Consider the following 22,061-nt stretch of genomic DNA (forward strand, 5'->3'; position numbering starts at 1 on the left):
TGCTGTGGCCCGAGTCCGACGGCGACCTGGCGATGGATGCCTTCGAGGTCGCGCTGCGCCGGCTGCGCCAGCTGCTCGGCCGCCCAGACGCACTGCGCCTTGCCGGCGGCATCCTCTGGCTGGACCGTGACCTCGTCTGGGTCGACGCGCTGGCACCCGGCGCCCACGCCCACCACGCCTTCCTGCCCGACCAGGACGCCGCCTGGGCCCACGCGGCGCGCGCCCGTGGCGCCGGCCGCGTCTCGCAACCGGGCTGAGCCGCACTTCCCCCCAACTCGCCGGCCATGTGTCGGCGATCGGTCGGCCCCCGGCCGCGAGCATGACCCCCATCACGGCGCTTGGCGCGCCGATGCGAAGGGAAGGCAGTCATGCCACGACACGCAGGGATCGCCCGCCGGGCGTCGTTGATCATCCTGCTGCTGCTCGGCGCCTGCGGCGGCGGTGACGGCGAGGACATCGCGCAGCGCCTTGGCAGGCTCATCGTCGCCGGCTTCGACCGCACGGGGCTGGCGCTCCCGCAGGGCAGCGAGGTGACGCTGACGGTGCAGATGCAATGCGACCGACTGTCCGTGGGCGATGTGACGGTTCAGATCCGTGCCGAAAGCCAGCTGGGCCCAGGTGTCAGCGCTCGACTGACCGGGCCGGGCACCGCGACCGGCGGGCAGAGCGGCAGCTACCCATGCGATACGGCGACCCCCGACCCGCAGGTGCGCACCGGCCGCGTGAGCGTCTTGCTCAGTGCGGCGAACGACGCGGCGCTGGACTCGGGATCGCTGTTCATCTACCTCGAAGTCCCCCCACCGCCGTTCTGCGATCCCTCCCCCTGCGAGAGCCCGGACTCCACCCGCGCCGACCTCGCCTTCACCGTCGTTCCCGGTGGTACCGGCGTCAACCTGCTCGCCAACCCCGGCTTCGAGCAGGCGGTCGACAACGGCCCGTTCCCCGACGCGGCCGGCAGCTGGCGCGGCGACCTCAGCGCGAGTGTCCCCGCCGACAACGGCATCACACCGCGCGGCGGTACGGCGATGCTCAAGTTCCTCGCCACGGGCAACACCGGCAGCGCGACGCTGGTGTCCAGCCAGCAGTGGCAGATCGTCGACCTGTCGGCCTTCACGGCGCAGATCCTGGCCGGCCGCATGCAGGCCGACGCGAGCGTCTGGTTCCACCGCGTCGCCGGCGACGCCAGCACCGACCGCCGCTTCGACCTGCGCCTGCTGGCCTTCGCCGGCAGCCCCGACGAGTTGCCGGCGCGTTATGCCGCCGCCGACTGGCTCGCCGAGCGCACGACGACGCTGAACACCGGCGGCGAAGACTGGCAGCAGGCCCTCGCCTCGCTGCTCCTGCCGCCGACCACCGGCTACCTGCTGTTCGAGATCTACGCCTTCGAGGACGCGGCCAATGACGCCACGGAGGAATTCGCCGGCCACTACGCCGACGACGCCTCGCTGGTGCTGACGGAGCTGAACCCATGAGCCGCACTGCACTCCTCGCCCTGGGCTTCGTGCTGGCGCTGCTCGCCGGCTGCGGTGGCGGCGGCGGTTCGTCGGGTGCGCCGGCGGGCAGCGTCACGCGCACCATCGGCGCCGCCGGCGGCACGATCGCCGGCCCCGGCGGCGTGACGCTGACCGTGCCGGCCGGCGCGCTGGCCGCCGACACCGCGCTGACCATCGCGATCGACGACGCCGGCGCACCGCCGCTGCCCGGTGGCCTGCCACTGCAGGGCGAGACCGTCGCGCTGCTGCCGCATGGCACGAGCTTCTCGGTGCCGGTGACGCTGTCGATGACACTGCCGGCCGGCAGCGTCGAACCCGGCGACGAACTCGTGCTGCTGAAGACCACCGCGGCCCGCGATGGCTGGGAGGTGCTGGTCACCGAGCGCGACGGCGACCGCATCAGCGCCGCCATCACCGGCTTCTCCAATGTTCGCGGCTCGGTGGCCGGCAGGGTGGCCGGCTGGCCGGTTCAGCCGGCCATCCTCTCCGAGCCGCGCAACTGCACCGTGGTCGAAGGCGGCTGGTGCTTCTTCCGCGTCGAGGCGATCACGCCGCGGCCTGGTGCCACGCTGCGCTACCAGTGGCTGCGCGGTGGTGTCCCGCTGGCCGGCGAAGTCGATGCGCTGCTGTTCCTCAACCCGGTCAGCGTCGCCGACGACGGCGCACGCTTCAGCGTGCAGGTACGCATCGACGGCTTCAACCCCGTGCTCAGCGCGACGGCAATGCTCAACGTGACCGCGCTGCCGCCGGCGATCGTCAACCAGCCGCTGGATCTGCAGGCGACGCCGGGCTCGACCGCCGTGTTCAGCGCGGCCTCGACCTCCTCGCTGCCGCAGGCGCTGCAGTGGAAACGCTGCAATGCCACGCAGACCTGCCCGAGCGACCCGGGTGGCTGGACAAACACGCTCGGTGGCACCGGCGTCACCTTCGCGCTGGGCGGCGTGCAAGCCGGCGACGACGGTGCCCGCTTCGCGATGTGCGCGAGCAACAGCGCCGGCGCGGCCTGCAGCCGCCCGGCCACGCTGACGGTGGTGCCGGCCCCGACATCGCCGGCCATCCTCGACCAGCCGGACGACGTAGCCACGGTCGCCGGCCGCTCGGCGCAGTTCGTCGTGCGCGCCAGCGGCGGCAACCTGAGCTACCAGTGGGAGCGCAGCGCTGCCGGCGCGCCCTTCCAGCCGATCGCCGGCGAGACGGCGGCGACCTACACGATCTCCAACGTCGCGGCCGCGGACGACGGCGCACAGCTTCGTGTGCTGGTCAGCAATGCCCTGGGCAGCGTGCTCAGCCGCGAGGCCACGCTGTCGGCTGCAGCCAGTGCCGCCCTGGCCCTGCGGCGCGTGCAGGGTGGCGCGGCGCACAGCAGTGCATTGCGCGCCGACGGGCGGGTGCTGGCCTGGGGCGACAACAGCGCCGGGCAACTCGGCGGGGGCGGCTTTGCCGCGCAGGCCGGCGTGCGCGAGGTCACGCAGCTCGTCGGCGCTGCACTGATCGGCATCGGCGAACGGCACAACGCCGCCGTCACGGGCGACGGATCGCTGTGGCTGTGGGGCGATGGCGGCAACGGGCGACTCGGCAACGACGCAGGCACAGACGTGGCGACGCCCTTCCGTCACCCACTGGCCGAGCCGCTGCGCTACGTCGCGGCGGGAGGCGGCCACACGCTGGCGGTACCGGCCTCAGCACCGCTGCACGCCTTCGGCGCCAACAACTGCGGGCAGATCGGCGACGGCACGAGCAGCCCACGTCGCACGCCTGTGCCGCTCAGCCTGACAGGTGTGACGCGCGCTGCCGCCGGCGCGAGCCGCTCGCACGCGGTGCGGGTGGACGGCTCGCTGTGGTCATGGGGCTGCAACCTGCGCGGCGAACTGGGCGACGGCAGCCTGCAGGCGCGCCTGTTGCCGGTCCCGGTGGCGGGCCTGCCGCCGGTACTCGACGCCGCCGCGGGCGCCTTCCACACGCTGGCACTTGGCAACGACGGCACGGTCTGGGCCTGGGGCGACAACAGCGCCGGCCAGCTCGGCGACGGAACGACGACCGCGCGCCCCTCCCCCGTTGCCGTGCCAATGCCCGGCATTGCCGTGGCCGTGGCCGCGGGCGCCTACCACTCGCTGGCGCTGCTCGGCGATGGCCGCGTGTATGCCTGGGGGCTCAACGAGTTCGGTCAGCTCGGCCTCGGCAACGAGCAGGACAGCGCGGTTCCGGTGCGCCTGGTGGCGCCGCTGCCGGCCACCATCGTCTCGATCGGCGCCGGCTTCGGCCACTCGCTGGCGATGGACAGCGCCGGCAACGTCTGGGCCTGGGGCCGCAACAACGAGCAGCAACTCGGCGACGGCACGGTGCTGCCGCGCAACCGGCCCCAGCGGGTGCCCGGCGTGAACCTCAACTGACAGGAGTTCCACATGAGCTGTTTGCACGGTCTCCTTCGCCGAATCCGCCCCTGGCTGATCGCCGGCTGCACGCTGCTCGCCGCCTGCGGCGGCGGCGGCGATCCACCGCCGCAGATCGGCGCCGCGGGCGGCACGGTCAGCGGCCCGGCCGGCGCGCAGGTCGCGGTGCCAGCCGGCGCGCTGGCACAGGACACGGCGATCGCCGTCGTGCAGTCCGACCAGGGCGCACCGGCGCGGCCCGCAGCGCTGGCGGCCGTCGGCGAGGTCTTCGCCTTCACACCGCACGGCACCCGCTTCGCCGTGCCGGCGACGGTCACCGTGCCCTTCGATGCCGCACGCCTGGCCGCCGGCGCCACGCCGGTGCTCTACAAGACCGACGGCGCCGGCGCCTGGCAGCCAGTGCCCGGTGCCACCTTCTCCGCCGGGCGCGCCACCGCGACGGTCGACAGCTTCTCGTGGTTCGTCGTCGCGGTGCAGCCGCCGGTGATCACGGTGCCGCCGGCCTCGGTGTCGGTGCTCGAACCGGCCACGGCCAGCTTCAGCGTCACCGCGCTCGGCGCCCCGCCCTTCAGCTACCGCTGGGAACGCTCGGACGACGACGGCGCCAACTGGACGCCTCTCGCCGGGGCCACTGCCAGCACCTACACCACACCCGCGACCTCGGTGGCCGCGGACGACGGCGACCGCTACCGCGTGGTCGTCTCCAACCTCGACGGCGACACCGTCAGCGCAGCGGCCACATTGACCGTCACCGCGGTGGTCATCGCGCCGGCCATCACCCAGCAGCCGCAGGACCGCAGCGTGGCCATCGGCGCCACCGCAACCTTCTCCTGCGCGGCCAGCGGCACCAGCGTGGCCTACCAGTGGCAACGCTCGAACGACGGCGGGACGAACTGGAACCCCATCGCCGGCGCCAGCAACGCGTCGTACACGACGCCGGCGACGCAGGCCGGCGACGACGGTGCGCGTTTGCGCTGCATCGCCAGCAACAGCGCCGGCGACGCGACCAGCAACGCCGCCCGGCTGACAGTGGGCGCAACGCCGCCGCCGGCCGGCGCGTCGCAGCCACGCCTGGCCGCCGGCAACGGCGTCTCGCTGGCCGTGCTGGCCGACGGCACGCTGCGCAGCTGGGGCACCGATGCCGCTTCGCAGCTCGGCACGGGCGCCGGCGACCAGTCGCGCAACGTGCCCGGCGCGGGCATCGTGGCGACCGCCGTCACGTCGGTCGCCGCTGGCGGCGCACATGCGCTTGCGCTGCGCAGCGATGGCAGCGTGCTCGGCTGGGGCTACAACGGCTTCGGCCAGCTTGGCACCGGCAACAACCTGACGCAGCAGAACCCGGCACCCGCCAGCTGGGACGACGGCGGCACCGCCACGCCGTTCAGCGACGCAACGTCGCTCTGCGCCGGCACGCTGCACTCGCTGGTGCTGCGCCAGGGCGGGCAGGTACGGGCGATGGGCTACAACGCCGATGGCCAGCTCGGCGACGGCAGCAACACCGACCGGCTGCGCGGCGTCGCCGTCAGCGGCCTGGGCTCCGCCACCGCGATTGCCTGCGGCGCCAACCATTCACTGGCCCTGCTGGCCGACGGAACGGTGCGGGCCTGGGGCGCCAACGACCAGGGCCAGCTCGGCGACAACAGCACCAGCGCACGCAACGCGCCGGTGGTGGTCAGCGGCCTGAACGGTGTGATCGCCATCGCCGCCGGCAACAACCATTCGCTGGCGCTGCGCAGCGACGGCAGCGTCTGGGCCTGGGGCTCGAACAGCAACGGCAAGCTCGGCGACGGCAGCAGTACCCAGCGCCGCACGCCGGTGGCCACCTTGCTCACCTCAGGCATCGTGGCGATCGCCGCCGGCCTGGAGAACTCGGTCGCGGTGCGCAGCGACGGCGGTGTGCGCGTGGTCGGCATCAACGAGGTCGGCGAGCTCGGTACCGGCTCGCTGTCGCCAGGCTTCAGCGAGACCTGGCGCACGGCGCTGGCCAGCGGCGCGGTCGCAGTGGCCATCGGCCATACCGGGACGCTCGCCCACCTGCTGGCGTTGCGCAATGACGGCAGCGTGCTTGCCTGGGCCTGGAACGACCAGGGCCAGCTCGGCCTGGGCGCGGGCCAGGTGTTCACGTCCACGCCCACGGCAGTGCCCGGACTGAACCTGAACTGACGCCGCGGCGCACGCGGCCCGCCCAGCCCCTCGACACGAAAGAGAATCACGATGAGCGCTCACCGCAGCCTTCGGGCGAAAACCCTGGCAGCGTCCGTCGGCCTGACAGTGCTGGCGTTGCTTGCCGCCTGCGGGGGTGGGGAGAATGATCTCAGCACCCGTCTCGGCCGGCAGGTCGTTGCCAGCTTCGAGCCGGAGTCGATCACGGTGGATGCCGGCGGCAGCGCCACGGCAGACCTCGCGCTGCGATGCGAGGACCGAATCGCAGATGACTTCGAGGTTCAGCGCGTGACGGTCTCGGACACGCGCATCAGGGCCGCAGGACTCGCTGTGAACACCAGCCGGGAATGCGCCACGCCCACCGCGGATCCTGATGTCAACACGGCAAGGGTGAGGGTCGACGTCCAGGTGGATGCTGGCCTCGTCCCGGGCCGGTACACGCTCGACGTGATTGTCGCCACCGTCGGTGAAGCGTTCGCCGACAGCACGAGCGCCCGGCTGACCATCATCGTGCGAGCTGCCGCGGGTTCGAACCTGCTCCTCAACCCGGGCTTTGAACAGCCCATCGACGTCGGCGCACTGCCGACCGGCCCGGGCTACTGGCGGGGCGACGTGGCGACCGTGGTCGCCGACGAGAACGACATTGCATCTCTCGCAGGCGCGCGCATGCTGAAGTTCGTTGCCACAGGCAATGTGTCGAGCACGAACACCGTGGCGAGCCAGCAGTGGCAGATCGTCGAGCTGCAGGACTACGCCGCCGACATTGCGGCCGGCCGGGCAAGAGCCGACGGCAGCGTGTGGTTCAACCGCGTCGCCGGCGACGCCGGCACCGATCGGCGTTTCGACCTGCGCCTGATCGCCTTCAACGGCAGCCCCGCCGACATGCCGGCACGCTACGCCGCCGGCGACTGGCTGGCTGCCCAGGAGGTCTCGGTGGCGACTGCCGGCAACCGCTGGGAGCAGGCCGCCACCGGCTTCGTGCTGCCTGCCGGGACGAGCTACCTGCTGTTCGAGATCTATGCCTTCGAGGACGTCGTCAACGAAGGCGAGGGCGCGGAGTTCGCCGGGCACTACGCGGACGATGCCACCCTGCTGATCACCCAGGTCACGCCCTGAGCCGCCCCATCCATTCCAGCTTCCTGGAGCCTCCATGAACGCGACAACTCTCTCGACCGTGCTGCGAGCCGCCATGGGCATCACCGTGTGCCTGTGCACCGATGCGGCCCTGGCCCAGTCCGCGCGCTTCGTGGTGGTCAACGGCAGCCTGGTCGACAACGCGACGCTCGCGCAGCTCGACCGGGTCGCCTGCACCCGCGTGCCCGACGGCCACTACTGGCTGAACCTGCAGACCGGCCAGTGGGGCTACGCCGGAGAGCCATGGGTGCGTGGGCACATCGGGGATGCCTGCCCTCCCGCCGCACCGCGCCAACCCAGCCTCAGCGAACGCGGCAGGCTGTACCGGCCGGGCGAGATCCTCAATGGCCGGTGAATGGCCGCTGAGCGGCCTCGGCACAGGCTCAGCTGAACAGCCGGCGCGCCGCCGCCGAGCCGGCGGCGAGGTCACGCGAGGCCAGTTCGTCGTAGAGCCGCGTCAGCTCACTGCCGATGACCGCGAAGCTCTCGGCGCCGAGCGCATGGCCGTTGTCGTCGACGACCTCGGCATCCATGCCCAGCGACAGCGCCTGCGCGCTGGCCTGCCAGGTCACGAAGGGGTCACTGTCCGCATCGGTCTGCGGCACGTCGAAGCTGAGCGTCACGTCGCGCAGCGCCGACTGGTTGGGGTCGTCGGCCAGCGCAGCCTGCGAGTCGAAGGCCAGGACCAGCACCGGCGGTGCGCCCTCCTCCGAACCGGGCAGCACCAGCCGCCCCGGCACCATGCCGGCCACGAAGCCGTGCCGCGCCGCATGCTGCTGGATGAAGCCGACGCTCCAGGCCACCGAGCGCGAACGCAGGTGCACGGCGAGCTGGGCGTCGTGGTCGCCGGCGAACTGGTCGAGTTCACGCGCGCGGGCCACCGCTTCGAGCATGTCGGGGAAGTCGGCCATCGCGCCGATTGCATCGGCGAAGGCCTGCACCTTCTGCACGAACTCGGAGTACTCGATCTCGTTGAGCGCGCCGCTGCGGTTGGCCAGTTGCACACCGGCCTGGAACTCGCCGTAGCGCTGGCCGGCCAAGGGTGGCTCCCATTCGCGCGTGAGCGCGTTCAGGCCCTCGATGAAGAACGGCTTGCTGCCGGCACGGCGCGTCGGTGGCAGGTGCGATATCGCCATCTCGCCGCTGATCTGCACCTCGACCGACAGGGTCGCGACGGCGTCGATCAGCGCATCGATGCGCGGCAAGCTGCGGCGCGGCGGCCGCAGCTCGGCAGCAGGCACCTCGGCCTGCTCGTCGGGCGCGGCGGCGTCGAAGCTCGGTTCGCTGCCCGGCTCGCCGCGCACCGGATCGCGCGCTTCGGCCGGCTTGGGCGCCAGCATCCGCCTGGGCTGAGCGCGGCGCGCCTGCCACCAGGCATGGCCGGCCATCGCCACCAGCACCGCTGCGCCGAACAGGGCCAACGCGACGGTGAGGCTCATGCTGCGTGCCCCGGCCTCAGGCGGCTTCCGCCATGCTGACCGCCGCTTCCATGTCGACCGCCACGATGCGCGACACGCCCTGCTCCTGCATGGTCACGCCGATCAGCTGCTCGGCCATCTCCATCGCAATCTTGTTGTGGCTGATGAAGAGGAACTGCGTGCCCTGTGCCATCTCCTTGACCAGCTTGGCGTAGCGCTCGGTGTTGGCGTCGTCCAGCGGCGCGTCGACCTCGTCGAGCAGGCAGAACGGCGCCGGGTTGAGCTGGAAGATCGCGAAGACGAGCGCGATCGCCGTCAGCGCCTTCTCGCCGCCCGACAGCAGATGGATGGTGCTGTTCTTCTTGCCCGGCGGCTGCGCCATCACCTGCACGCCGGCGTCGAGGATCTCGTCGCCGGTCATCACCAGCTTGGCCTGGCCGCCGCCGAACAGCGTCGGGAACATGCGGCCGAAGTGTTCATTGACCTGGTTGAAGGTGTTGCCCAGCAGGTCGCGCGTTTCCAGGTCGATCTTGTGGATCGCGTCTTCGAGCGTCTTGATGGCGTCGTTCAGGTCGGCGTTCTGCGCGTCGAGGAAGGTCTTGCGCTCACGGGCGGCGGTCAGCTCGTCGAGCGCGGCGAGGTTGACGGCGCCGAGCGCGTTGATCTCGCGGTTGATGCGGTCGATCTCGCCCTGCAGGCCCTGGAGCTTGACGCCGCCCTGCTCGATGCCCAGGGCCAGCGCCTCGAAGTCGACGTTGGCGGCACTGAGCTGCTCGAGGTACTGCGCGCCGCCGAGCTGCGCCGCCTGCTCCTCGAGCTGCAGCTTGGTGATGCGATCACGCAGCGGCTGCAGGCTCTGCTCGTGCTGCAGGCGCTGCTCTTCCGAGCGGCGCATGCGCAGCGTCAGGTCGTCGTACTCGCTGCGCTTGGCGCCGAGCGCCGCTTCACGCTCCAGCTTCAGCGCCAGCGCGGTCTGCAGGCCGGCCTGCGCGGCGGCGTCGGTCAGCCGCTCCAGTTCCTCCTGAAGCTGCTCGGCCGACGACTGGTTGGCCGCCGCCTGCTGCAGCGCCGTCTCGATGCCCCGCTGCAGTTCGCCGCGCCGCGCCGCCAGCGAGCGCGCATGGAACTGCGCCTCCTGGCTCTGCCGCTCCAGCGCACGCAGCTGCTCTCGGGCCTCGGCAAGCTTGCGCTCGGCGGTGATGACCCCTTCGTCGAGCTCGGCGTGGCGCTCCTGGGTGGTGGCGAGCTGCATGTCCAGCTCTTCGAACTTCGCCTCGCCGGTGGCACGGCGCTCGTTCAGCTCGTCGAGCTGGCCGTCGAGCTCGGCGAGCTCGTCGTCGAGCTGGGCGCGGCGCGTGCTCGTCTGTTCGGCGAGCTGCGACAGGCGCAGCAGCTCGACCTGCAGCTGGTGGGCACGCGTCTGCGCCTCGGCGGCGTCGCGGCGCACCGTGGCCAGGCGCTGCGAGGCCTCGGTGTAGGCGGCTTCGGCGCGCACCAGTGCGCTGCGCGACTCGTCGGCGATCAGCGCCTGCGCGCGCTGCTGGCGCTCCAGGTTCTCGATCTCCTGCGCACGCGCCAGCATACCGGCCTGCTCGGAGTCGGGCGCGTAGAAGGCCACGGCGAACTGGCTGACCTGGTGGCCCTCGCGGGTCATGATGATCTCGCCGTGGGTCAGCTTGCCGCGCGCGGCCAAAGCCTCGTCGATGTTCGCGGCGGTGTAGACACCTTCCAGCCAGTCGTTGAGCAGCGCCTTCAGGCCGGCATCGCCGAGACGAAGCAGGTCCGACAGCCGCGGCAGCGTCTGGTGGGTGTTGGCGATAGAGGCGCTCGGCGGCGTGTAGAAGGCCAGCTTGGCCGGCGGCGCATCGTCGGCGAAGGCTCGCACGGTCTCGATGCGGCCAACCTCCAGCGCATTGAGCCGCTCGCGCAGCGCCGACTCCAGCGCCGTTTCCCAGCCGGGCTCGATGTGCACCTTGGTCCACAAGCCCTGCAAACCGTCCAGCCCATGGCGCGCCAGCCAGGGCTTGAGCTTGCCCTCGGTCTGCACCTTCTCCTGCAGCGCACGCAAGGCTTCCAGGCGCGCGCTCAGATCGGCATGGCGAGCCGACTCGGTGTTGACCTGCTCCTGCTTCGTGCGGCGCTCCTCGTCGAGCGCGGGCACCTGTTCGCCGAGCTCGTGAAGGCGCGCGTCGGCCATGCCCTGCGCCTCCTCGGCCAGCGCGTACTGCTGCTTCAGCTCGCCCAGGCGCTGCATGTCCGGGGCGGCGAGCTGCTGCTTCTCGCTGGCCAGGCGTTCGCGGCGGCTGTTGAACTGGCGGCGCTGATCGTCGATGTTGCGGCTCTCGGCGGCGAGCAGCTGGATCTGCTGCTGCACCTGCGCCACGACGTTGCGCTGCTCGTTGCTCCTGCCCTGCGCGGCGCGCACTGTGTCTTCCAGCGTCGGCAGGTTGCCCGACTGCTCCTCGGCCTGCGCGGCCAGCACCTCGCCCTGCTCCTCGGCGGCGGCGATCTGCTCGGCGATCTGGCCGAGTTCGTCCTCGGCCTGCTGGCGGCGCTCGTCCCACTGCTGATTGCTGGCGGTCAGTTCGGCCAGTCGCTGCTCGACGCGTGCGCGGCCCTCGACCACGTAGCGGATGCGTTCCTCGAGACGGCTGACCTCCAGCGCCGCTTCGGCCAGCAGGCCTTGCGCGCCGTGCAGTTCGTCGCTGGCGGCGTAGTGCGCCTGGCGGATCGTCTCCAGTTCGGCCTCGCCGTGGCGCAGCTCGGCCATGCGCGCCTCGAGTGCGTTGGTGGCTTCGAGCACCGCCTTCTTGACCCGCTCCTCCTCGCTCGCCGCGTCGCGGTGCTTGAGGAACCACAGCTGGTGCAGCTTCAGCTCGCCGCTTTGCTGCAGGCCGCGGTACTGCTGCGCCACCTCGGCCTGCTTTTCCAGCTTGTCGAGGTTGCTGCTCAGCTCGCGCAGGATGTCTTCGACGCGGGTCAGGTTCTCGCGCGTGTCCTTCAGGCGGTTCTCGGTCTCGCGGCGGCGCTCCTTGTACTTGGAGACGCCGGCGGCCTCCTCGAGGAACAGGCGCAGTTCCTCGGGCTTCGATTCGATGATGCGGCTGATCGTGCCCTGGCCGATGATGGCGTAGGCGCGCGGTCCCAGGCCGGTGCCGAGGAAGACGTCCTGCACGTCGCGGCGGCGCACCGGCTGGTTGTTGATGTAGTAGCTGCTGGTGCCGTCGCGCGTCAGCACGCGCTTCACCGCGATCTCGGTGAACTGGTTCCACTGGCCGCCGGCGCGGGCGTCGCTGTTGTCGAACACCAGCTCGACGCTGGAGCGGCTCGCCGGCTTGCGGTTGCCCGAGCCGTTGAAGATCACGTCCTGCATCGACTCGCCGCGCAGTTCGCTGGCCTTGCTCTCGCCCAGCACCCAGCGCACCGCATCCATGATGTTGGACTTGCCGCAGCCGTTGGGCCCGACCACGCCGACGAGCTGGCCGGGCAGCTGGAAGTTGGTCGGCTCGGCGAAGGACTTGAAGCCGGAGAGCTTGATCGAGTTCAGGCGCATGGGAGAGCGAAACGGCTGCTCAGCGTGAAGGCCCCGGAGGCCCTCTGCCAAGTCCTTGATTCATATGAGAAAACCCGCGATGTCGCGGGTCGTCTGCGGGGCGGGATGATAGCATCGCGGCCCCGCTGAAACCCTCTCCAGACGTGACCGCCATGGCCAGGAAGTCCCCCGCCCGCTCCACGCTCAATGAGCGCCCGATGCCGCCCAATCCGCCGACGGCGCCGAGCAAGGAACTGCACGTCTTCCCGAATCCGGCGCCGGAGCGCGACTACGTCATCCAGTTCCAGGTGCCGGAGTTCACCTGCCACTGCCCGCTGACCGGCCAGCCCGACTTCGCGCACTTCACCATCGACATGATCGCCGACGGGCTCTGCGTCGAGCTGAAGAGCCTGAAGATGTATTTCTGGAGCTACCGCAACGAGGGCGCGTTCCACGAGAAGGTGACCAACACCATCCTCGACGACATCGTCAAGGCGACGAAGCCGCGCTTCATCCGCATCACCGCCAAGTGGTACGTGCGCGGCGGCATCTACACCAACGTGGTCGCCGAGCACCGCAAGAAGGGCTGGAGGCCGCAGCCGCGCGTGGACCTGCCGGCGCATCCGGCGCAGACAGGGATGATCTGAGCGCGGCATCGATAATCTGCCGATGAACCCGCTGCTCGCGCGCCTTCACCCCTACCCGTTCGAACGACTGCGCGAGCTGACGCGCGGCGTCACGCCCAACCCGGCCCTCAAGCCGATCGGACTGGGCATCGGCGAGCCCAAGCATGCGACGCCGGAGCTGATCAAGCGTGCGCTGACCGACAACCTGGCGGGCCTGGCCAGCTATCCCGCCACCGCCGGCGAGCCCAGGCTGCGCGAGGCCTGCGCGGCCTGGGTGCAGCGCCGCTACGGCGTGACGCTGGACGCCGGCACGCAGGTGCTGCCGGTCAACGGCTCGCGCGAAGCCTTGTTCGCGCTGGCCCAGACGGTGATCGACCCGACCCGGCCCGGCGCCACCGTCGTCTGCCCGAACCCCTTCTATCAGATCTACGAGGGCGCAGCGCTGCTCGCCGGCGCGCAGACCGCCTTTGTCAACAGCGACCCGGCGCGCAACTTCGCCCCCGACTGGGCCAGCGTTCCCGACGAGGTCTGGGCGCGAACGCAACTGCTCTACGTCTGCTCGCCCGGCAACCCGACCGGCGCGGTGATGCCGCTGGCCGAATGGAAGCTGCTGTTCGAGCTGAGCGACCGGCACGGCTTCGTGATCGCCTCCGACGAGTGCTACTCGGAGATCTACTTCCGCGACGAGCCGCCGCTGGGCGGGCTGGACGCGGCAACCCAGCTCGGCCGCAAGGACTTCCGCCGCCTGGTCGCGCTGACCAGCCTGTCCAAGCGCTCCAACGTGCCGGGCATGCGCTCGGGATTCGTCGCCGGCGACGCCGCCCTCCTCAAGCAGTTCCTGCTCTACCGCACCTACCACGGCAGCGCGATGAGCCCGGTGGTGCAGGCGGCCAGCATCGCCGCCTGGAACGACGAGGCGCACGTGGTCGACAACCGCAACCTCTACCGCGCCAAGTTCGCGCAGGTCACGCCGCTGCTGGCCGGCGTGATGGATGTCGCGCTGCCCGACGCCGGCTTCTACCTCTGGGCAGGCATCGCCGGCGGCGACGACGTAGCCTTCGCGCTGCAGCTGCTCGCTCAATACAATGTGGCGGTCCTGCCCGGCAGCCTGCTCGCGCGCGAGTCCGGCGGCATCAACCCCGGGACCGGTCGTGTGCGCATGGCCCTGGTGGCGGGCGTCGACGAGTGCCTCGAGGCCGCGCAACGCATCGTTTCCTTCATCCAAGCCCGCTGAGCCATGAGCCAACAACTGCAGAACATCATCGACCTCGCCTGGGAAAGCCGCGCGACGATCACCGCCGTCAACAGCCCCGAGGTGCGCGAAGCGGTCGAGCAGGTGATCGCCGACCTCAATGCCGGCCGGCTGCGCGTGGCCGAGCGCCAGGGCGTGGGCCAGTGGACCGTCAACCAGTGGGTCAAGAAGGCGGTGCTGCTGTCCTTCCGCCTCAACGACAACCACGTGATGCGTGCCGGCGACCTGAGCTTCTTCGACAAGGTCGAGACCAAGTTCGGCCACGTCAGCGAAGACGCGATGCGCGCCACCGGCATCCGCGTGGTGCCGCCGGCGGTGGCACGCCGCGGCTCGTACCTAGCCAAGAACGTCATCCTGATGCCCAGCTTCGTGAACATCGGCGCCTATGTCGACGAGGGCACCATGGTCGACACCTGGGCGGCCGTCGGCTCCTGCGCGCAGATCGGCAAGAACGTGCACCTGTCGGGCGGCGTCGGCATCGGCGGCGTGCTCGAACCCATGCAGGCCAACCCGACCATCATCGAGGACAACTGCTTCATCGGCGCGCGCAGCGAGATCGTCGAAGGCGTGATCGTCGAGGAGAACTCGGTGATCTCGATGGGCGTGTACATCGGCCAGAGCACCAAGATCTACGACCGCGCCAGCGGCGAGGTCAGCTACGGCCGCATCCCGGCCGGCTCGGTGGTGGTCAGCGGCAACCTGCCCAGCGCCGACGGCAAGTACAGCCTGTACTGCGCGGTGATCGTCAAGCGCGTCGACGCGCAGACGCGCGCGAAGACCAGCATCAACGACCTGCTGCGCGCCTGAACGGGCATCAACTCGACACTCCGGGAGGATCGGCATGAGCGGTGGGAACATGGAACGCGTGCTTCGCCTGATGGCGGAGAAAGGCGCGTCGGACGTCTACCTGTCGGCCAACTCGCCGATCCTGATCAAGATCAGCGGGCAGCTGCTGCAGTTGTCCGACCAGCCGCTGACGCACACGCAACCGCGCCAGCTGCTCGCCGAGCTGCTGACGCCGACGCAGCTGGAAGAACTCGACGACACCGGCGAGCTGAACATGAGCGTGGGCCTGGCCGGCGTGGGCAGCTTCCGCCTGTCCGGCTTCAAGCAGCGCGGCACGGTGGCAGCCGTGTTCCGCTGCATCCCGGTGGTCATCCCGACGCTGGAGAGCCTGAACGTCCCGCCGATCCTGAACACGCTGATCCTCGAGAAGCGCGGCCTGATCCTGATGGTCGGCGCCACCGGCACCGGCAAGAGCACGACGCTGGCGTCGATGCTCGAGCAGCGCAACCAGCAGATGGCCGGGCACATCCTGACCATCGAGGATCCGATCGAGTTCCTGTTCACCAACAAGAAGTCGGTGGTCAACCAGCGCGAGGTCGGGCGCGACACCAACACGCTGCAGGTCGGCCTGAAGAACGCGCTGCGCCAGGCGCCGGACTGCATCATGATCGGCGAAATCCGCGACCGCGAGACCATGACCTCGGCGATCTCGTACGCGCTGTCGGGCCACCTGGTGCTGTCGACGCTGCACGCGAACAACAGCTACCACGCGCTCGGCCGGATCCTGTCGTTCTACTCGCCCGAGGCGCGCCCCGCCCTGCTGTCCGACCTGGCCGCCGGCCTGAAGGCCGTCATCTCGCAGCGCCTGGTGCGCGCCGTGACCGGCGGCCGCGTGCCGGCGGTGGAGGTGATGCTCAATACCAAACTGGTCTCCGAACTGATCGAGCAGGGCGACTTCCCGGGCGTCAAGGAAGCGATGGAGAAGTCGCTCGCCGAAGGCTCGCAGACCTTCGAGCAGGACCTGGCGCGGCTGATCACCACCGACATGATCACCCGCGACGAGGGCTTGGCCTACGCCGACTCGCCGACCAACCTGATGTGGCGCCTGCAGAACGACATGTCGCCGGTCTCGCGCATCCAGCCGAAGAAGGAAGAGAACGACGACCAGCCGACCTTCACCGAGATCCAGCTCGACGTGCGCGACGAATCGAGCACGATGTCGGGGCTGCTGCGCCCGAACTGAACACCTGCCGATGTCCCGGACGCTGCACCTCGTCGAACAACTCATCGCCTGCCGCTCGGTGACGCCGCAGGACGGCGGCTGCCAGCAGATCATCCGGGAACGCCTGCTGCCGCTGGGCTTCGAGTTCGAGACCATCGCCTGCGGCCCTGCGGACTTCCGCGTCACCAACCTCTGGGCGGTTCGCCGCGGCAGCGATGCGAAGGCACCGCTGCTGGCCTTCGCCGGCCACACCGACGTCGTACCCACCGGCCCGCTCGAGCAGTGGGCCAGCGACCCGTTCGTGCCCACGCACCGCGGCGGCCGCCTCTATGGCCGTGGCGCTGCGGACATGAAGAGCTCGCTGGCGGCGATGGTGGTCGCCACCGAGGAGTTCGTCGCCGCGCACCCGGCGCACCGCGGCTCGCTCGCCTACCTGCTGACCAGCGACGAGGAAGGCCCGGCCAACGACGGCACCGTCAAGGTGGTCGAGTGGCTGCGCGAGCAGCGGGTGCGCCTGGACGCCTGCATCGTCGGCGAGCCGACCTCGGTCGACCGGCTCGGCGACATGGTGAAGAATGGCCGGCGCGGGTCGCTCTCCGGCAAGCTCACGATCAAGGGCGTGCAGGGCCACATCGCCTACCCGCAGCTGGCGAAGAACCCGATCCACCTCGCTGCACCGGCGCTGGCCGAACTGGCCGCCATCGAGTGGGACCGCGGCAACGCCTACTTCCCGCCGACCAGCTGGCAGATGTCCAACATCCACGCCGGCACCGGCGCGACCAACGTCATTCCCGGCGCGCTGGTGGTCGACTTCAACTTCCGCTTCTCGACCGAGGCCACGCCCGAGTCGCTCAGGCAGCGCGTGCATGCGGTGCTCGACCGCCACGGCCTGGACTACTCGCTCGACTGGATACTCGGCGGCGAGCCTTTCCTGACGCCGGTGGGCACGCTCAGCGAGGCGCTGGCTGGCGCGATCCGCGCGGAAACGGGCCTCACCACCGAACTCTCGACCACCGGCGGCACCTCCGACGGCCGCTTCATCGCCAGGCTGTGCCCGCAGGTGGTCGAGTTCGGACCGCTGAACGCCAGCATCCACAAGATCGACGAGTGGGTCGAGGTGGCCAGCCTCGAGCCCTTGAAGAACATCTACCGCCGCACTCTCGAAGCGATGCTCACATGAAGCTCATAGACCTGATCACCGCGCAAAGCGCCCGCCTCAAACAGGCGGGCGTTTCGTTTGGCCACGGCACCACCAACGCCTTCGACGAAGCGGCCTGGCTGGTGCTGTTCTCGCTCGGCCTGCCGCTGGACGCGCTGGAGCAGCGTGCCCAGCGCGAGCTCCCTGCCGACGAGCAGGCGAAGGCCGAGGCGCTGGTCACGCAGCGCATCGAGACGCGCCAGCCCGCCGCCTACCTGACGAAGGAGGCCTGGCTGCAGAACGTGCCGTTCTACGTCGACGAGCGGGTGATCGTGCCGCGCTCCTTCATCGCCGAGCTGCTGGCCGATGGCGAGGGCGACGGCACGCTGGACGCGTGGTTGTCCGACCGCACGAAGCAGGTGCTCGACCTGTGCACCGGCAACGGCAGCCTGGCGGTGATCGCGGCGCTGGCCTACCCGGAGGTCGAGGTCGATGCGGCAGACATCTCGCAGGACGCGCTCGACGTGGCGCGCATCAACGTCGACAGGCACAAGCTCGCCGCGCGCATCCGCCTGCTGCAGTCGGACCTGATGAACGCGGTGCGCGGCCCCTACGACCTGATCGTCTGCAACCCGCCCTACGTCAACAGCGAAAGCATGGCCAAGCTGCCGGCGGAATACCGCGCAGAGCCGGCGATCGCGCTGGCCGGCGGCGACGACGGCATGCACCTGGTGCGACGCATCCTGCGCGACGCGCCGGCACAGCTCAATGCCGAAGGCGTGCTGGTGCTGGAGATCGGCAACGAACGCTGGAACTTCGAGCGCGCCTTCCCGCGCGCGGAAGTCGCCTGGCTGCCCACCAGCGCCGGCGACGACCAGGTGCTGCTGATGACACGCGACGCCCTCGTCAAGCTCGCCCGCCACCTCGAGGGCTGACCCCATGCTGGTACTGAACGACATCTCGCTGCGACGCGGCGTCAAGCTGGTGCTGGACCACACCAGCGTCACGCTGCAGCCCGGCGAGAAGATCGGCCTGGTCGGGCGCAACGGCGCCGGCAAGTCCTCGCTGTTCGCACTGCTCACCAACAAGCTGCAGGCCGACACCGGCGAGGTGCAGATGCCGCCGCGCTGGCAGCAGCCCGGTGGCATGGCCGAGGTGGCGCAGGACATGCCAGAGACCGAGGAAGGCGCGACCGACTTCGTGCTGCAGGGCGACACGCCGCTGATGCTCGCGCAGCAGCGCCTGGCCGCCGCCGAAGTGGCCGACGACGGCCACGAGATCGCCGAGGCCCACCACGCCATCCAGGACGCCGGGGGCTTCGATGCCCGCGCCCGCGCGCAGGCCATGCTGATGGGCCTGGGCTTTCGCAGTGAACAGCTCGACGCGCCGGTCAACAGCTTCTCCGGCGGCTGGCGCATGCGATTGCAGCTGGCCCGCGCGCTGATGTGCCCGGCCGAGCTGATGCTGCTCGACGAACCGACCAACCACCTCGACCTGGACGCGCTCGTCTGGCTGGAGGCCTGGCTGCAGCGCTACCAGGGCATGCTGATCGTCATCAGCCACGACCGCGAGTTCCTCGACGCCATCACCAAGGTCACCCTGCACCTGGACGAGACCAAGCTGACGCGCTACGGCGGCAACTACACCACCTTCGAGGAGATGCGCGCCGAGCGCATGGCACTGCAGCAGGCCAGCTACGCCAAGCAGCAGGAGCGCATGGCGCACCTGCAGAAGTTCATCGACCGCTTCAAGGCCAAGGCCAGCAAGGCCAAGCAGGCGCAGAGCCGCGTCAAGGCGCTGGCGCGCATGGAGAAGCTGGCGCCGGTGCTGACGGCGAGTGATTTCCAGTTCGAGTTCCGCGAGCCGCTGTCGCTGCCGAATCCGATGCTGGCCTTCAGCGACCTCGCCTGCGGCTACCGCTCCGAAGACGGCAAGGAGACACGCATCGTCTCGGGCATCGACCGCTCGGTGCTCGCCGGCCAGCGCATCGGCATCCTCGGCGCCAACGGCCAGGGCAAGTCGACCTTCGTGAAGACGATCTCGCACGAACTGGCCGCCCTGGCCGGCACGATGACCGAAGGCAAGGGTCTGGTGATCGGCTACTTCGCGCAGCAGGAGCTCGACGTGCTCTCGCCCGCCGATGGCCCGCTGATGCACATGGTGCGCCTGGCACGCGACGTCGGCCCCGCCGCGCGCGAGCAGGAACTGCGCGATTTCCTCGGCTCCTTCCGCTTCGTCGGTGACATGGTCACGCAGCCGGTGGGCACGCTGTCCGGCGGCGAGAAGGCGCGCCTGGTGCTGGCCATGCTGGTGTGGCAGCGCCCCAACCTGCTGCTGATGGACGAGCCGACCAACCACCTCGACCTGACGACGCGCGAGGCGCTGTCGATGGCGCTCAACGAGTTCGAGGGCACTGTGATGCTGGTCAGCCACGACCGCGCGCTGCTGCGCGAGGTCTGCGACGAGTTCTGGCTGGTCGCCGGCGGTGCGCTCAAGCCCTTCGACGGCGACCTCGACGACTACCAGAAGTGGCTGCTCGAGCAGTCGCGCGAGGCCTCCAAGGCGGCGTCGGCACAGTCGCGCAAGCTGCGCGAGGATGCCGCGCCGAAGCGCAAGGAAGACCGCAAGGCCGCCGCCGCCGCACGCCAGGCGCGTGCCGACGAGGCCAAGCCGCTGAAGAAGGAACTGACGCTCACCGACCACCGCATGCACGTGCTGTTCGGCGAGCGCGACAAGCTCGAGGCCGCCTTTGCGGATGCCTCGCTGACAGCGGAGAAGCTCGCCGAGGCCGGCAAGCGGCTGAAGGCCGTGAACGACGAGATCGAGCGGCTCGAGGCGCGCTGGCTCGAATTGAGCACCCGTATCGACGAGATGACTTCGGCGGGCTGAACGCCGCGCCAGCAACCCTGCTGGCGTTAGGGCATTTATATTGTACGCAATTTAATTGCTCGCTCTTTAGTACAGTCTCGCCATGGCTCGCACGACGACCTCCCCTGCATCGGCTGCTGCCACCGATTGGCAGCAGCTCGACAACCAGCTCTGCTTCGCGCTGTATTCCGCCTCGCTGGCGATGACCCGGCTCTACAAGCCCTTGCTCGAGCCGCTCGGCCTGACCTACCCGCAGTACCTGGCGCTGCTGGTGCTGTGGGAGCGCGACGGCCTGGGCGTCGGCGAGCTCGGCGAGCGCCTCTACCTCGACTCCGGCACGCTCACGCCGCTGCTCAAGCGCATGGAAAGTTCGGGCTGGCTGAGCCGCGCCCGCGCCGCCGATGACGAGCGCCGCGTGCTCGTCCATCTCACCGCCGAGGGCCGCGCGCTGAAGCGCCGCGCCGCCTCGGTGCCCCGCGAACTCGCAGCCGCCACCGGCTGCAGTGCCGACGAACTCGTCGCGCTCACCCGTCGCCTGCAGCAGCTGCGCACGCAGTTGCTCGAGGCCGATCCCCATTCCCACCACGCCTGAAGGAAACCACCATGGCCATCGAGAAGATCATCTACACCGCCAAAGCCACCACCACCGGCGGCCGCGAAGGCACGTCGAAGTCGGACGACGGCAAGCTGAGCGTGACGCTCGCGCCGCCGAAGGAGATGGGCGGCAACGGCAACGGCACCAACCCCGAGCAGCTGTTCGCGGCGGGCTACTCGGCCTGCTTCATGGGCGCGATGAAGTTCGTCGCCGCCCAGCAGAAGAAGGTCGTTCCGGCGGACGCCTCGATCACTGCCGACGTCGGCATCGGCCCGATCCCGGCCGGCTTCGGCATCCAGGTGGCGATGCAGATCAGCATCCCCGGCTGGGCCAAGGAAGACGCGCAGGCGCTGGTCGACACCGCGCACAAGGTCTGCCCGTACTCGAACGCGACCCGCGGCAACATCGACGTGACGCTGACGGTGGTCTGAGCCACCGCGCGCGGTTCAGCCGCGCATCAGCTGCAACATCAGCTCGATGCGCGCCTGCACCGGCGTGAGCGTTCCGGCGGCGGGCAATCCGTCGCCGGGCTTCATCTGCACCGGTCCAGCCAGGCAGCGTGTGCTGCGCCAGACGCCGACGCCGGCGCGCTGCGCCTCCAGCAGTGCGGCTTCCAGTGCGTGATGCAGGCTGCCGTTGCCGGTGCCGGCGACGACCAGGCCCTTCACGCCTGCCTTCACCAATGCGTGCACGCCCTCGGGCCGCGCACCGGCGTGGCTGGTGACGATCTCCACCCAGGGCCAGGCGCCCTTCTCGAGAGCCTCGAGCCCCAGCGGATCAACCATCGGCCAGTCGCGCAGGCGCCGCAGGCGGCCTTCCTCGATGTAGCCCAGCGGCCCGGCATCGCCCGATCCGAAGGCATCCACGCGGTAGCTGTGCACCTTGCGCACGTCCAGCGCGGAATGCACTGTGCCGGCAAGCACCGCCATCACGCCGCGTGCTCCCGGCTCGCGCGCCAGCGTCACCGCATCGAGCAGGTTCTGAGGGCCGTCGCGCAGCAGTGCGGTGGCCGGGCGCATCGCCGCGCTCAGCACCACCGGCTTGGCCGGCGCCAGCAGGCGCTGCAGTGCATACGCCGTCTCCTCCAGCGTGTCGGTGCCATGGGTGATGACGACGCCGGCGATGTCCTGGCGTGCCAGCAGCTCGGCCACGCGCCGGGCCAGGGTGGCCCAGACCGCGAAGTCCATGTCCTTGCTGTCGAGCTGCGCCACCTGCTCGGTCAGCAGCGGCACCTCACGCAGTGCCGGCACGGCCTCCACCAGCGCCTTCACGCCGAGCTGCGCGGCGGTGTAGCCGATGTTGTCGCCGGGGTCGGCGGCGGTGCCGGCAATCGTGCCGCCGGTGGCCAGCACGGCCACGCTGCGTGTGCTGTCTTGCATTTTCGGGAAACTGGATGAAAATACAGCCACTGGACATTCATCCAGCGACGACGTCATTCCCGCCC

Annotated in this window: 18 protein-coding genes; 15 read left to right on the forward strand and 3 right to left on the reverse strand. The window is 70.2% G+C overall.

The window, feature by feature from the left end:
* From AAG801_RS19440 to AAG801_RS19465, 6 genes are all read left to right on the forward strand, one after another.
* Positions 1 to 257, forward strand: a 257-nt coding sequence (locus AAG801_RS19440; RefSeq protein ID WP_341889828.1) for a hypothetical protein, incomplete at its 5' end; no start/stop codon positions are given.
* A 111-nt stretch (positions 258 to 368) separates the two neighbouring features.
* Positions 369 to 1,472, forward strand: coding sequence for a hypothetical protein (locus tag AAG801_RS19445; protein ID WP_341889829.1), 1,104 nt, complete (start codon positions 369 to 371; stop codon positions 1,470 to 1,472).
* Positions 1,469 to 3,883: a hypothetical protein gene (locus AAG801_RS19450; protein WP_341889830.1), complete on the forward strand. Its 2,415-nt coding sequence runs from the start codon at positions 1,469 to 1,471 to the stop codon at positions 3,881 to 3,883. The genes AAG801_RS19445 and AAG801_RS19450 overlap by 4 nt, the downstream gene beginning before the upstream one ends.
* Before the next feature lie 12 nt (positions 3,884 to 3,895).
* A complete protein-coding gene (locus AAG801_RS19455) occupies positions 3,896 to 6,046 on the forward strand; it encodes a hypothetical protein (RefSeq protein ID WP_341889831.1) in 2,151 nt (716 codons plus the stop codon).
* Between the two features lie 51 nt (positions 6,047 to 6,097).
* Positions 6,098 to 7,162: a hypothetical protein gene (locus AAG801_RS19460; protein WP_341889832.1), complete on the forward strand. Its 1,065-nt coding sequence runs from the start codon at positions 6,098 to 6,100 to the stop codon at positions 7,160 to 7,162.
* Between the two features lie 34 nt (positions 7,163 to 7,196).
* Positions 7,197 to 7,535 carry a hypothetical protein gene (locus tag AAG801_RS19465; protein ID WP_341889833.1) on the forward strand — a complete coding sequence of 113 codons (339 nt, stop codon included), beginning with the start codon at positions 7,197 to 7,199 and terminating at the stop codon, positions 7,533 to 7,535.
* A gap of 28 nt (positions 7,536 to 7,563) precedes the next feature.
* On the opposite strand, the gene AAG801_RS19470 is transcribed toward AAG801_RS19465, so the two are convergent.
* Both AAG801_RS19470 and smc read right to left on the reverse strand, forming a co-directional pair.
* Positions 7,564 to 8,619, reverse strand: a complete 1,056-nt coding sequence (locus AAG801_RS19470) for a cell division protein FtsZ (protein WP_341889834.1) — start codon at positions 8,617 to 8,619, stop codon at positions 7,564 to 7,566.
* Between the two features lie 16 nt (positions 8,620 to 8,635).
* The gene (gene smc / locus AAG801_RS19475; protein WP_341889835.1) at positions 8,636 to 12,151 is read right to left on the reverse strand and encodes a chromosome segregation protein SMC; all 3,516 of its coding nucleotides are present in this window, start codon (positions 12,149 to 12,151) and stop codon (positions 8,636 to 8,638) included.
* 197 nt (positions 12,152 to 12,348) lie between these two features.
* Between smc and queF the strand changes: the two genes are divergently transcribed.
* The 9 genes from queF to AAG801_RS19520 all read left to right on the forward strand — a co-directional run bounded on the left by queF (position 12,349) and on the right by AAG801_RS19520 (position 21,048).
* Complete coding sequence (gene queF, locus AAG801_RS19480; RefSeq protein WP_341889857.1) at positions 12,349 to 12,777, forward strand: preQ(1) synthase; 429 nt, start codon at positions 12,349 to 12,351, stop codon at positions 12,775 to 12,777.
* Between the two features lie 22 nt (positions 12,778 to 12,799).
* Positions 12,800 to 13,990 carry a succinyldiaminopimelate transaminase gene (gene dapC, locus AAG801_RS19485; protein WP_341889836.1) on the forward strand — a complete coding sequence of 397 codons (1,191 nt, stop codon included), beginning with the start codon at positions 12,800 to 12,802 and terminating at the stop codon, positions 13,988 to 13,990.
* 3 nt (positions 13,991 to 13,993) lie between these two features.
* Complete coding sequence (gene dapD, locus AAG801_RS19490) at positions 13,994 to 14,815, forward strand: 2,3,4,5-tetrahydropyridine-2,6-dicarboxylate N-succinyltransferase (protein ID WP_341889837.1); 822 nt, start codon at positions 13,994 to 13,996, stop codon at positions 14,813 to 14,815.
* A gap of 34 nt (positions 14,816 to 14,849) precedes the next feature.
* A complete protein-coding gene (locus tag AAG801_RS19495) occupies positions 14,850 to 16,037 on the forward strand; it encodes a PilT/PilU family type 4a pilus ATPase (RefSeq protein WP_341889838.1) in 1,188 nt (395 codons plus the stop codon).
* 10 nt (positions 16,038 to 16,047) lie between these two features.
* Positions 16,048 to 17,196: a succinyl-diaminopimelate desuccinylase gene (gene dapE, locus AAG801_RS19500; protein WP_341889839.1), complete on the forward strand. Its 1,149-nt coding sequence runs from the start codon at positions 16,048 to 16,050 to the stop codon at positions 17,194 to 17,196.
* Positions 17,193 to 18,089: a 50S ribosomal protein L3 N(5)-glutamine methyltransferase gene (prmB, locus tag AAG801_RS19505; protein WP_341889840.1), complete on the forward strand. Its 897-nt coding sequence runs from the start codon at positions 17,193 to 17,195 to the stop codon at positions 18,087 to 18,089. Before dapE ends, prmB begins: the two co-directional genes overlap by 4 nt.
* Positions 18,090 to 18,093: 4 nt before the next feature.
* Positions 18,094 to 20,043, forward strand: a complete 1,950-nt coding sequence (locus tag AAG801_RS19510) for an ATP-binding cassette domain-containing protein (RefSeq protein ID WP_341889841.1) — start codon at positions 18,094 to 18,096, stop codon at positions 20,041 to 20,043.
* 82 nt (positions 20,044 to 20,125) lie between these two features.
* Entirely contained in the window at positions 20,126 to 20,614 is a 489-nt protein-coding gene (locus tag AAG801_RS19515) for a MarR family transcriptional regulator (RefSeq protein ID WP_341889842.1), read from the forward strand.
* 11 nt (positions 20,615 to 20,625) lie between these two features.
* Positions 20,626 to 21,048, forward strand: coding sequence for an organic hydroperoxide resistance protein (locus AAG801_RS19520; RefSeq protein ID WP_341889843.1), 423 nt, complete (start codon positions 20,626 to 20,628; stop codon positions 21,046 to 21,048).
* A 15-nt stretch (positions 21,049 to 21,063) separates the two neighbouring features.
* Here the strand turns inward: AAG801_RS19520 and AAG801_RS19525 are convergent, their stop codons facing one another.
* The gene (locus tag AAG801_RS19525) at positions 21,064 to 21,996 is read right to left on the reverse strand and encodes an asparaginase (protein WP_341889844.1); all 933 of its coding nucleotides are present in this window, start codon (positions 21,994 to 21,996) and stop codon (positions 21,064 to 21,066) included.
* Positions 21,997 to 22,061 lie beyond the last annotated feature (65 nt).

It is taken from the genome of Variovorax sp. YR752, from assembly GCF_943372545.1.